Here is an 11,400-nt window from a genome sequence, read left to right on the forward strand (position 1 = left end):
GATGAGCGTGTGACGTTAAACGATAAACAAGTGTATGCCTTGCAGCAGCTCACTATTTCCCGTTTGGTGAGTTGGTTATCGGAACAAGAAGGTAGCCAACTTGAACAAGCGCGGCATAAATTTACCGAAGCGGTAATTAGAATGCATGGTATGACGGTGGTCGATAAAGTAGCCAGTTATCAGCGAAATTTAAAAGAGCTGGATGCGTTTATGGCCATTGCTGCCATTAATGTTGATGCAGTTAAAATTGCGTTAGTTAAATATAGAAGTGCACGTAATAAACTAAGTGATCAGACCTATGAGCTAGCTTATCCAAATTTAGTGGATAGTGATCAGGATTACCCTAAGGTTAAATTAAAGGGCTGGAGTTTATTTAAATGAATAAAATAGCTTTATTAATAATGTTTATGATCACATTCCCCGTTTTTGCAAAGCAGGATGCTGAGGCCCTTTACCAGCAAGCGGTTATTCCTTGGGAGCAAGGTCAGTCTAATAGCTTGGAATTAATGCTAAAAGCAGCAAATGCCGGTCATACCGAAGCCCTATGTAATATTGCCAGAGCCTATCAGGGTACCGCTATAATTCGCTCTGAAGAGGCCCGCCAATATTTCACCAAGGCAGCTGAGTTAGGCGGACTCTGTGGCATGATCGCCTTATCTGACTTAGGTTCTGGTTTTAAATTAACCGAGGCACTAACAGAAGATAACGGTGATAATAATTGGACTAGAAAAGCGATTGAGGTGACAAAGGAGCGAGTTAAAAAGAATGATATTGATGCAATTAAAACATATGCCTTTATCGTGGGCATTAGTGACTATAACGGTTATTGTGAATGGATGGAAAAAGCAGCCGCATTGGGTGATGCTGATGCCATGAAGCAACTAGCAGGTCATATCGAAAGTGGTTGTGGTTGGTATTTAATGCCAGGCTCACGAGAAAAAGCTGCCAAATATTGGTTGGAGCAAGCAGCAAATAACGGTAACCCTAGGGCAATGGAAGAGTTAGGGGGATTGGCCTATGATGCAGGGAATGTGAGTGAAATGCTTAATTGGTTTGATAAAGCCATTGAAACAGGAAATAAAAACAGTTTAGCGATGGCAAGTTCATTTTTAATGGGCCACCCTGTTTCATCAATGCCAATTGATCGTATATACCAAGATCTTAAGAGAGCGTATTCTCTGAACTATATATTGACTATCAAAGATCCTAACGATAAGGATGAAGACTATTCACCTTATAGCAAGTTGAAAGAATTAAATAAAAAATTAACTAAATCAGAAATAGACAGTGCCAAAAAATGGGCAGAAGAGTGGATGAAAACCCATCAAGTTAGAACATATGGTTTGGTTTTTAATTAATTTTACAATGACTGCATTCTATTTCGCGGGGTGATCCCGCGCTTGCAGTGGCAGCAATTTAATGACGCTCGGTATGCATGTGGCTGATTGGCCGGACTCCGTGCAACGATATGGTTCCGACGATGTTCATTCATTGGTTTGCTCTATCCAACCCCGAGAGGATAGCGATTTCTATTTACTAGGCTGACCGAGAATACTGGCGCCCATTATGCCAATGGGGGCCATCATGAAACAGACCATCAGCGTTGCCGTGTGGCACTTTATCGTGGCGGGTAGTGTGGGCTACATGTTGACGGGCGAGGGGTTGATGGCCGGTCTGATTGCCTTGCTTGAGCCTGCGGTCTACTGGCTGCTCTGTTATGGTCATCGCCTTGTCAGCCCCGCGCTTGCCCGCCATCGGCCTTGGCAGGCGGCAAGCCGTGGGGTTGCCGTGCGCTATTGCTGCGTGGCCTTTGCGCTGGCGGTGGTGCTCAGTGCTGAACTGTTGACCGAGGGGGCCAGCGCCATGCTACAGCCCATCTTTAACACCGTTCGCTTCTGGGTGACGCAACAAATGTGGGATCAAGACGATGCCGGTGCGGCGATAGGGTGGTAAGGCCCTCTTGGTTAATCACGACCCGATGCAGTGGCGTTATCCGCCGCCTCCAACTCGTTGATCCTGGCTTGCAATCGCGCCAGTTCACTGCGCTGGGCATCGATATCTTCAAAGACGCTGATAAGGTGCGCCGCAGAGGCGTCTGGCAGGTCACGTTGCAGCGAGGTGCGCACCCGCAGCCACAGGTAGTGACCTTGCTGATGACGGAGCCGTTTTTCCATCACATAGCGGCTTAACTCACCGCGTTTGAGCTGTTCAAACAGTGCGAGGTTGGGGGCCAGATCCTCGGGGTGGGTGAGGGCTTGCCACGTGGTGGTATAGAGTTCATCGGCAGCATAACCCAGCAACTCGCAGAGGCTCTGGTTGACCCGCTGCCAGCGACCATCTAGGTCGAGATAACCAAGCGCCCCCCAGCTTTGTTCAAACATGGCACGAAACCGCGCCTCGCTGTGGCGCAGCGCCTCTTCGGCCAGATTGCGGGCGGTGTTATCCATGCTGATGCCGACCATTTTGATTTTGCGCCCTAGGGCATCACTGACGACGGTGGCCCGTGACGAGATCCAGCGCAACGAGCCATCGAGCTGCGGGATGCGAAAGTCATACTCGCAGTTTTCCCCCGTGCTGATCGCCTGCTCATACATGGCCATCATGGCGGCCACGTCGTCGGGTGGTAGGTGTTGCCAGAAATCCTGATTGCTGCGAATCGGCCAGCCGTAGACCTCCTCCACGTTGGCCGAGTAGGCGACCTCGTCACTGATCAGGTTCCATTCCCAAGTCACAATACGGGCACCTTGCTGGGCCAAGCGCATACGTGCTTCGCTCTCCATGATCTCTGCGGTGTAGCGGCGGCGCAGGTCGGTCATTGGCTGGGTGACGGGGCCGGCATGGCGCACACTGCTGAGGGCCTGTTCGCCATAACGCAGCCAGATCCAGTTCACCCCGAGAAAGTCCGCCAGCTTGCGCAGGTTGTCATAATCAATTTCGCCGCCCTTGGTCCATTTGTGCACGGCGGTGCGAGAAATGCCCAGTGCGCTGGCAACGGTTTGCAGGGTGAGGTGGTTGAGCTCTAGTTGTTCTTTAAGGCGAAAGGCGAAGCTATGTTCCTGCATGAAGGGGCCCTGAGAGTCATCGAGGGCCGCATTATACACATCTGGCGGCTGAGGGAGGGCGGCCACCGCATCGTCAATGCAGATGGCCGTGGTCACTCACCGCACACACGGTGAGTGGGGCATGGGCCTAGAACCTAGAGCCTAGAACCTAGAACCTAAAGGTCGATCACCAGCCGATCGCCGCGCGCTCTGGAGACACACAGCATCAGGCTTTGCTGGCTAGCGCGCTCTTGCTCAGAGAGATACTGATCGAAGTGCTCGGCTTCCCCTTCGAGGATCCGTGTTTCACAGGTGCCACAGACCCCCTCGCGGCACAGGCACTCCACCCGCGCCGCCTTGGCATTCTCGATGGCCTGAATGATGGTCATGCCTGCTTCGACCCGCAGCTCGCGGCCAGAGCGGCCCAGCACCAAGGTAAAGGCGCCGCCTGTGGCTGGGGTGGCCGCGAATTGCTCGAAGTGGACTCGCTCAGCGGCCACCCCAAGCTGGTTGGCTTGCGCAATCACCGCCTCGATCAAGGGCTTGGGACCACACACATAGAGGTGGGCCCCGCTATCGGCGGCCACTGCGCCAATCAGTTGCGCTAAGTCCAGTTTTTCCCCTTGGCTATCGGCGTAACAGTGCACCCGCTCGGCACTGGCGCTGCGGGCCAGCTCGGCACGAAATGCCCCATGCTCTGGTGAGCGGAAGGCGTAATGCAGCTCGTAAGGCACTGTGCCACGGGCCAGTTCATGGAGTTGGGACAAAAACGGGGTGATGCCAATGCCGCCGGCAATCAGCACGTGACGGCTGGCCATCGGGGCGAGGGCGAACAGGTTGTGCGGGGTCGAAATAGTCAGCTCGCTGCCGACCTGCACCTGCTGGTGCATAAAGGCCGAGCCCCCTTTTGATGCCTCCTCCAAACGGACCCCCAGCTGGTAACTGCGCAGGTCGTGGGGGTCGCTCATCAAGGAGTAGGCATTACTGATGCCGTCTGCCAGCTGCACGATCACATGGCTGCCACCACTGAATGCGGGCAGCGGCTGGCCATCGGCCCGCACCAAGGTGAAGCGTTTAATTTGTGGTGTGACTTGCTCCACGCCCGTCACCCGTGCCTTGAACATCTGGTATGTGTTGCTCATTGGTTACCTCAACAACAGAGGCGGGGGGCTGTTGGCCACCCCGCGACACCTTGGCCTGGATTACACCGCCAGACACAGGTATTTGATTTCTAAATAATCCTCGATTCCATATTTGGAACCTTCCCGCCCAAGACCGGACTGTTTCACGCCACCAAACGGTGCTACCTCGTTGGAGATCAATCCGGTATTGACCCCGACCATGCCGTACTCAAGGTGCTCGGCGACCTTAAATACCCGTGCCAGGTCACGGCTGTAGAAGTACGCGGCTAAGCCATATTGGGTGTCGTTGGCATGGGCGATCACCTCGTCGTCACTGCTAAAACGTACCAGCGGCGCCACGGGGCCGAAGATCTCTTCGCTCAGCAGGGTCATCTCTGGGGTGATATTGCCGAGCACCGTCGGCACCAAAAAGTGGCCATCCATGCCATGGCATTGGCCACCCAGCAGCAGCTCGGCCCCTTTGCTGACGGCATCATCAATCAGCCCTTGCACCTTGCTCATCGCTTTGGCGCTGATCAACGGGCCAATCTGGGTGCGCTGCTCGGCGCCGTGGCCGATCACCAACTCCTGTACGCGGGCGACAAAGCGGCTGGCAAATTGCTCGTAGATTGCCTCGTGAATATAAAAGCGGTTGACGCAAACGCAGGTCTGCCCCGCATTGCGAAATTTGGCCACCAAGGCCCCCTCGACCGCTGCGTCAATGTCGGCATCCTCAAACACGATAAACGGGGCATTGCCGCCCAGCTCTAGCGAGACCTTTTTGATAGTGCTGGCACACTGCCCCATCAGCAGGCTACCCACCGGGGTGGAGCCAGTGAAGCTGAGCTTGCGCACCCGTGGGTGGCCAGTGAGTATGGCCCCGATCGCTGGGGTATCACCGGTCACGATATTGAGCACCCCAGCGGGGACCCCAGCCCGTTCGGCTAACGCCACCAGCGCCAGAGCGGAGAAGGGGGTTTCATTAGCCGGTTTGATCACCATGGTGCAGCCTGCCGCCAAGGCGGGCGCCGCTTTGCGGGTGATCATGGCGGCAGGGAAATTCCACGGGGTGATGGCGGCGCACACCCCAATCCCCTGCTTCATCACCAGCAGCCGTTTATCGGCGCTGGGGCTGGGGATCAGATCGCCATAGATACGTTTTCCCTCTTCGGCAAACCATTCGATAAACGAGGCTGCGTAGCGGATCTCACCCAGCGCTTCACTGAGCGGCTTGCCCTGTTCAAAGGTCATCAGGCAGGCCAAATCCGCTTCATGCTCGCTCACTAAATCAAACCAGCGTCGCAGGATCTGGGCCCGCTCTTTGGCGGTTTTTGCCCGCCATTGTGGCAAGGCCGCCTCGGCCGCTTCAATCGCGCGGGTGGTCTCTGCGGCGCCCATCAGGGGCACGTGGCCAAGCAGCGCGGTCGTGGCGGGGTCATTGACCTCCAGGGTCTGCGCATCGTCAGCGTCGCACCAACGGCCAGCAATGTAGGCCTGCTGACGCAGTAGAGTGACGTCATTGAGTTTCACGTTAACTTCTCCTTACGCCGCCCCCAGCAAGGGGCGGCAGTGGTTATCAGTCCAGATGGGCTTGAGCGATCAGATGGTGGAAGTGGGCGATGCCGTGCTCGCTGATACCGCTGCGCTGCTGGTCCACCATGATCCGCCCTTGGCCCCGGTAGCCACGGGACTTCAGCCCCTTTTGCACGCTCTCGACCAGCCGCAAATCTTCTGGGCGAAACACATCGCGATACCAGTCGATCAGGGTCTGCTGCTCGGGGGTGATCTCTTTATTGAGGAAGTAGATGTCGTAGTGCTGCAGGGTGGTTTCGGCATCGACTGGAAACTCATAGATCGCGGTCATGAAGTTCGCGCCGGGCGGCACATTGAACATGGTGCATGGCCACGTCCAAAAACCGGAGAAGGAGGGATCGACCACTGACTCATCCACTTTGAATGACTGCTCGGACGATTTGGCCATGCCGTACTGCAAGCTCCAGTTGCCGTGCAGGGTATGGGTGTATTGGCCCACGTCAACCGAGTCGGCAAAGCTTGGGTGAGCGGGGCCGCAGTGATAGCACTCCATGTAGTTATCGACGATGGACTTCCAGTTAGCGGGGGTGTGGGTCACGAAGCGGGCGGCTAAATGGAGATCGTCGATCACCGCGCAGGCTTCGCGCATCTTGGCTTGCAGGCCGGGCAACTGGGTTTCCACGCTGCTGGCGGTCGGGTCCATGTTGATAAAGATGAAACCGGCATACTCCTCCACTTGCAGTGCGCTCAGGCTGTAGTCGCCTTTCTCGAAGGCCTCTACCTGATCGCAGTTACGCACATGGGTCAGCTCGCCATCGAGCTTGAAGGTCCAAGCGTGGTAAGGGCAGGCGATCACGTTTTTGGCGATGCCGCTCCCCTCCAGCAGCTGGTGGCCACGATGGGGGCAGACGTTGTAGAAGGCTCGTAACACCCCATCACGGCCACGCACGACGATGATGCTTTCGCCGACTACTTCGCGGGTGATGTAGGCATTGCTCTGGGCCACTTCGCTCCGATGGGCGACGCAGATCCAGCTGTGGGCGAAGATCTTCTCTTGCTCATGTTCGAACACCGCAGGGCTGGTATAGAAATGGGCGGGCAGGGTATAGGCGTGATCGTGATTGGCGCAGAAATCTGCTGGCAAGCGGACGAACTGGGTCATATTGCTTCTCTCCATGATAATCAGCTCAGCGGATGGCTGAATAGTTATTTGTTGGTTAACACAAATCTATTGGTTAACTTGGTGGGCAAAAAAAAGCCCGCCAGCTTGCCCTGTTCGGCTGGCGGGGGCTGGGTGTGTTATTGCGAGAGCGCGACCGGCGCTTTCACCGATTCAGGGTGGGGGTGGACTGGGTTGATGGCCGGTTGATTGACCAACCCGGCGGCTTCTTCTTCAATCCGGTAGGCCGGCATATGGCCGTAGTCTTGCAACATCCATTTAAAGAAGCCGTACACCTTCACCAGCAGGATCAGGGTGAATGGAATGGCCGTGAGCACCATCGCCGTCTTCATGGTGGATAGCGACGCTTTGGCAAACAGCATCGCCAGCGGCACCAAGGTCAACGCCACACACCAGAACAGCCGATGGGTGGGGGTGGGATCATCCCCCTCTTGCAGTTGACGGGTGCAGGTGGCGGCCACGGCATACGCGGCGGCATCCATGTGCGAGGCGCAAAAGACCGCCATGATGAACAGGTAAACCGCGAGAAATACCTTACCAAGGGGTAAGGCGACCAGCAGTGCTTCAACCGCGCTCTCTCCGCCCCGTTCGGTGAGGATGGCCGGCACATCGATCACCCCGTTCATAAACTGGTACATGCTGTAGCTCTCCAACACGCCGAAGAAGAACCAGCAACCGACGCTGCCGCCCAGCAGCAGGGCAAACACCACCTCTTTGATTTGGCGACCACGGGATACGCGGGTCACAAACATAGCGACCCCAGGGGCATAGGAGACCCACCACAGCCAGTAAAAGACCGTCCAGTTACGGGTAAATTCCCCATCACCGGCGGGGTCGGTAAACAGGCTCATATGGACGAAATTTTGGATCATCAGACCAATGCCATTGGCACTGTTATTGATGATGAACTGAGTCGGGCCCACCAAGAGCACCACGGCGGCAAATACCAAGGCGCCGTAACAGACGATCTTGCTGAGTTTTTGCAGGCCCCCATCAATGCCGATGTACGAGCTAATCGAGAACAGCACCGCGATAAGGCCGATCACCACCACCTGTACCGTGAAGGTATCTGGGGTGCCCATTAAGCCAGCCAAGCCACGGGTCAGGGTCGAGGCGGTCAATGCCAGCGAGACGGTCAGCGCCCCCACCATGGTCAGCAAAAAGATCAGATCCACCAACCGCCCCACCGGCCCGTTGGCCTTAAAACCCGTCACGGCTTCGACGATGGAGGCTAAATTAAGGCCGCTTTTTTTGCGGACATGGAAGTGATACGCCATCGCCAATGACGCCAAGGCATAAATCGCCCAGGCGCTGATCCCCCAGTGGAAAAAGGAGTAACTGACGCTGTATTCCAGCGCGGTGCGAGATTGAGGGGCGATATTGAGCCCCGGTGACTGGTAGTAATAGGCCCACTCCATGACCCCCCAATAGAGGGTCGACGAGCCCATGCCCGCACAGATAAACATGAAGACCCAGGTGGCGGTTGCGTACTCCGGGCGGCCACTGCCAAGGCGAATATTGCCGTACTTGCTAAACCCGATATAGATCACGGCCAGAGTGCTGGCAAAGATCAACAGCTGCACCGCGGTACCAAACGAGCGGGTGGCTAGCTCAAATAACTGATTGGCGGTTTGCCCTGCTTCGGTTGGGAACAGCGCAAGGCCCAGCACGGTAAACAAGACGACGATCATGCTCAGGGTGATCAGAAACAGATCGACCTTTTTGGTCTGTTGGGACATCAGAAGTCTCCTAGACGTTATTGTGTTACCGCCGACCACAACCTGTGGGCGGCGGTGCAAAGTGCGCTATTGCAGCGGGTGATCTTGCTGGCATCCGTCCAGCCTCATCGATCACATAAAACACTATTGGTTAACAAGATGTAACCTAAGGGTTAACAATATGCGGCGATTTTATACGCAATGCAAGGATCAGTGCGTTGCTGATGTGGCCACTAAGTCAGCGATCAGCTGGCCCACCGCCTGAGTCGACAGCTGACCGCCCATGTCCCGCGTGACGTGGCCGTCGGCAATGGCTTGGGCAATGGCCGCCACAATGGCATCGTGCGCTGCGCGGTAACGGGCTTCCCCTTGCCCCAGAAAATCGAGCATCAGCGCCCCTGACCAGATCATGGCGATAGGGTTAGCGATGTTTTGCCCAAAAATATCTGGCGCTGAGCCATGCACTGGCTCAAACAGAGAGGGGAAATCCCGTTCTGGGTTCAAGTTAGCGGAGGGGGCAATGCCGATGGTGCCGGCACAAGCGGGGCCAAGGTCGGACAGGATGTCGCCAAACAAATTGGAGGCGACCACCACATCAAAACGCTCCGGCTGCAACACAAAGCGGGCGCAGAGAATATCAATGTGCTGTTTATCCCAACGCACCTCGGGGTAGTGCTGCGCCATTGCGGCGGTGCGCTCATCCCAGTAAGGCATACTGACCGCCATCCCATTGGACTTGGTCGCCGAGGTCAGCAATTGGCGCGGGCGCTGCTGCGCCAGCTCAAAGCCATACTTTAAAATCCGATCCACACCGCGCCGGGTGAAGACCGACTCTTGCAGCACAAACTCGTGCTCGGTGCCCTCAAACATCCGGCCACCTAGCGACGAATACTCCCCTTCGGTGTTCTCACGGATCACGATGAAATCAATGTCACCCGGCTGTTTGCCTGCCAAGGGGCAGGGCACACCGGGGAACAGCCGGACCGGCCGCATGTTGACGTACTGCTCAAATTCACGGCGAAACTTAAGCAGTGAGCCCCACAGCGAGATGTGATCCGGCACCTTATCCGGCCACCCGACGGCGCCAAAATAGATCGCATCGAACCCTTTTAGTTGCGCAAACCAGTCGTCGGGCATCATCTTGCCGTGCTGCAAGTAATAGTCGCAGCTGGCCCACTCAAACTGGGTGAACTCCAATGCCAATCCGTAGCGGCTGGCGGCGGCTTGCACTACCCGCAGCCCCTCCGGTAGCACTTCCTGACCGATCCCATCTCCCGCAATGGCGGCAATTCTCAATAACTGACTCATAAACGCATCCTGCTGATGTAACGAAAAAGTTAACCAAAGGTTTCAGCGCTATGTTATAAGCCGAGAAAATAAACATAATCAGTCCATCTGTGGATTCTTGGGTGACGAATCGTGAACAATCTGCCTAATTTGGACGATCTCAAGGTCTTCTTGCACGTCGCCCGCCGTTCCAGCTTTGCCACTGCCGCGAGCGATTTGGGGATGTCAGCGGCGTTTGTCAGCAAGCGCATTCGCCTGCTAGAGCAGCAGCTGGGCGTGCGGCTGCTCCATCGCACCACGCGGCGGGTATCGATCAGTGAAGATGGCGAGCGGGTCTATCAGTGGGCGCAGCGCATTGTCGATGCGGTGTTACAGATGGGGGATGAGCTCTCGACCCTGCAGCAGGCGCCGCGCGGCCAATTGCGCATTGCCAGTAGCCTTGGGGTTGGCCGACGCTTCGTCGCCCCCGCCCTCTCGGCGCTGGCCAACCGCTACCCCCAACTGGACATTCGCTTGGATGTGCAAGATCGTTTAGTCGATCTGATCGAAGAGGGATTTGATCTGGATGTGCGAGTCGGCAATCAGATTGCGCCGCACCTGATCGCTAAACTGCTGGCCCGCAACCGGCGCGTGCTGTGCGCCGCCCCCGCCTATCTGGCCCGCCATGGTACTCCCCACACCTTGGCCGATTTGACCGGGCACCACTGCTTGGTGATCAAAGAGCGGGATCACCCGTTCGGCATCTGGCACCTGCAAGGGCCAACCGGTGAAGAGAGCGTCAAGGTGACGGGGCCGCTGTCATCGAACCATGGGGAAGTGGTGCTGCAGTGGTGCATTGATGGCCATGGTATTTTGTTGCGATCTTGGTGGGATGTGCACGACAGCGTGGCAGCGGGGCGGCTGCAATGGATCTTGCCCGACTATCAGCAAGCAGCTGATATTTGGGCCGTTTATACTGCCCCCTTGGCCAACTCGGCCAAGATCCGAGTCGCGGTGGAGTGCCTGCGCCACTATTTTGCTGAGCGTGATGGCCAAGCGACGCTGATCCCATGACTTGAACCCTTGAACTTCAACCTTTGAACCTCAATCCAGTGGCGCCGCGATATTGCGGGCTCGTCGCCCCGTTCGGCTAGCCGCCGTGACCCTGATGGAGAGCCATCCCAATGCAGAGTAACCCAGCCCCCTCGCCGCACTTTTGCCCCCGCTGTGGCGTAACCGTTCACCGGCAGGGGCTTGACGCACACAATTCGGCAGGGATGGGGTAATCCGTTTTCTCGATGCAGGCTTTGACGATGGCGCGCAGCCACTCCTGAGGACAACGTCCCAAGCGTTTGGCTGTCTCCACCAACGACAGGATACGCTGGCGAAACAACTCGCCACGATGTGAGCACACGCCGTAGCTTCCTTTGCGCCACAACACATAGCCCCGCAGTGCTCGCTCTGCCTCATTGTTCGTCAGCGGGATATCGTCATCACTCATAAACCGCCACAGCATCTCGTCATCCTTGATGAGCCACTCG

At 56.4% G+C, this 11,400-nt stretch carries 11 protein-coding genes; 4 read left to right on the forward strand and 7 right to left on the reverse strand.

The annotated features are described in order from the left end of the window. The 3 genes from CUC53_RS07515 to CUC53_RS07525 all read left to right on the forward strand — a co-directional run. On the forward strand, positions 1-381 hold a 381-nt coding region (locus CUC53_RS07515), incomplete at its 5' end, for a hypothetical protein (RefSeq protein ID WP_157798221.1). After that, the gene (locus CUC53_RS07520; RefSeq protein ID WP_100293584.1) at positions 378-1,358 is read left to right on the forward strand and encodes a tetratricopeptide repeat protein; all 981 of its coding nucleotides are present in this window, start codon (positions 378-380) and stop codon (positions 1,356-1,358) included. The genes CUC53_RS07515 and CUC53_RS07520, both read left to right, overlap by 4 nt. 226 nt (positions 1,359-1,584) lie before the next feature. Next, positions 1,585-1,953, forward strand: coding sequence for a DUF2061 domain-containing protein (locus CUC53_RS07525; RefSeq protein WP_157798222.1), 369 nt, complete (start codon positions 1,585-1,587; stop codon positions 1,951-1,953). An 11-nt stretch (positions 1,954-1,964) separates the two neighbouring features. Here the strand turns inward: CUC53_RS07525 and CUC53_RS07530 are convergent, their stop codons facing one another. The 6 genes from CUC53_RS07530 to CUC53_RS07555 all read right to left on the reverse strand — a co-directional run bounded on the left by CUC53_RS07530 (position 1,965) and on the right by CUC53_RS07555 (position 9,901). After that, positions 1,965-3,158, reverse strand: a complete 1,194-nt coding sequence (locus tag CUC53_RS07530; protein WP_201796731.1) for a PAS domain S-box protein — start codon at positions 3,156-3,158, stop codon at positions 1,965-1,967. A 59-nt stretch (positions 3,159-3,217) separates the two neighbouring features. After that, positions 3,218-4,183, reverse strand: coding sequence for a PDR/VanB family oxidoreductase (locus CUC53_RS07535; RefSeq protein WP_100293586.1), 966 nt, complete (start codon positions 4,181-4,183; stop codon positions 3,218-3,220). 60 nt (positions 4,184-4,243) lie between these two features. Further along, a complete protein-coding gene (locus CUC53_RS07540; RefSeq protein WP_100293587.1) occupies positions 4,244-5,692 on the reverse strand; it encodes an NAD-dependent succinate-semialdehyde dehydrogenase in 1,449 nt (482 codons plus the stop codon). A 46-nt stretch (positions 5,693-5,738) separates the two neighbouring features. Further along, positions 5,739-6,857, reverse strand: a complete 1,119-nt coding sequence (locus CUC53_RS07545; protein WP_100293588.1) for an aromatic ring-hydroxylating oxygenase subunit alpha — start codon at positions 6,855-6,857, stop codon at positions 5,739-5,741. Positions 6,858-6,994: 137 nt separating this feature from the next. Beyond that, positions 6,995-8,614: a BCCT family transporter gene (locus CUC53_RS07550; protein ID WP_100293589.1), complete on the reverse strand. Its 1,620-nt coding sequence runs from the start codon at positions 8,612-8,614 to the stop codon at positions 6,995-6,997. A 189-nt stretch (positions 8,615-8,803) separates the two neighbouring features. Then, the gene (locus CUC53_RS07555) at positions 8,804-9,901 is read right to left on the reverse strand and encodes a tartrate dehydrogenase (protein WP_100293590.1); all 1,098 of its coding nucleotides are present in this window, start codon (positions 9,899-9,901) and stop codon (positions 8,804-8,806) included. 111 nt (positions 9,902-10,012) lie between these two features. Between CUC53_RS07555 and CUC53_RS07560 the strand changes: the two genes are divergently transcribed. After that, the gene (locus tag CUC53_RS07560) at positions 10,013-10,933 is read left to right on the forward strand and encodes a LysR substrate-binding domain-containing protein (protein ID WP_100293591.1); all 921 of its coding nucleotides are present in this window, start codon (positions 10,013-10,015) and stop codon (positions 10,931-10,933) included. 166 nt (positions 10,934-11,099) lie between these two features. Here the strand turns inward: CUC53_RS07560 and CUC53_RS07565 are convergent. Next, a partial coding sequence (locus CUC53_RS07565; protein WP_157798223.1) for an IS66 family transposase occupies positions 11,100-11,400 on the reverse strand: 301 nt, incomplete at its 5' end.

It is taken from the genome of Aeromonas cavernicola, from assembly GCF_002795305.1.
Lineage (GTDB): Bacteria > Pseudomonadota > Gammaproteobacteria > Enterobacterales > Aeromonadaceae > Aeromonas > Aeromonas cavernicola.

Bases quoted from the DNA above. Each gene is read 5' to 3' on its own strand.
- CUC53_RS07520 (WP_100293584.1), top strand. From the start codon at position 378: ATGAATAAAATAGCTTTATTAATAATGTTTATGATCACATTCCCCGTT.
- CUC53_RS07555 (WP_100293590.1), bottom strand. From the start codon at position 9,901: ATGAGTCAGTTATTGAGAATTGCCGCCATTGCGGGAGATGGGATCGGT.
- CUC53_RS07535 (WP_100293586.1), bottom strand. From the start codon at position 4,183: ATGAGCAACACATACCAGATGTTCAAGGCACGGGTGACGGGCGTGGAG.
- CUC53_RS07545 (WP_100293588.1), bottom strand. From the start codon at position 6,857: ATGACCCAGTTCGTCCGCTTGCCAGCAGATTTCTGCGCCAATCACGAT.
- CUC53_RS07550 (WP_100293589.1), bottom strand. From the start codon at position 8,614: ATGTCCCAACAGACCAAAAAGGTCGATCTGTTTCTGATCACCCTGAGC.
- CUC53_RS07525 (WP_157798222.1), top strand. From the start codon at position 1,585: ATGAAACAGACCATCAGCGTTGCCGTGTGGCACTTTATCGTGGCGGGT.